This is a genomic window from Neisseria sp. P0021.S007, from assembly GCF_051956855.1.
The window spans coordinates 1-447 of the sequence record NZ_JBQCXA010001680.1; the positions used below are offsets into that span (position 1 = coordinate 1).

A 447-nucleotide genomic window follows, 5' to 3' on the forward strand; every position below is an offset into this window, starting at 1 on the left:
CTTAAAACACGCTTGAAACAGCCAGGTGAAAACCTGCGCCTTAAAACCGGTACGCTTAAAGATGTCCGCGCATTGGCTGGGTATTGGTTGGGCGAAAAGCCGTTGCTGTTTGTCGTTATTATTAACAGCCAAAAATCGACCGATTATTTACGCGACTTGGATAAGCTGGTGTCTAAAATTGTTCAGCCCGGTGGCGAACATTGGATTGATGCTAAGGCCTCCTGCATGATTAGGTATCAGGCTTGATAAGCTAAAAAAGGCCGTCTGAAAATGTATTGACGTTTTCAGACGGCCTTTGTGTAAGAGGGGGAGGCAAGTATTTATGTCTATTTTGAATAGATGATATAGGGATTTGATGAATAAGCGTTTGGTGTGAATCCGCTTGAGATGGATGGTCTTTCAGGATTTAAACCATATGTCTGCTTTATTGTGTTGTCCTGTTTATAC

The 447-nt window shown here is 42.5% G+C and carries 1 protein-coding gene; it reads left to right on the forward strand.

Annotation, left to right across the window (positions count from 1 at the left end):
• The coding region (locus tag ACTHUR_RS20885; RefSeq protein ID WP_440400718.1) for a D-alanyl-D-alanine carboxypeptidase at positions 1-246 on the forward strand (246 nt) is incomplete at its 5' end.
• Between the last annotated feature and the right edge of the window lie 201 nt (positions 247-447).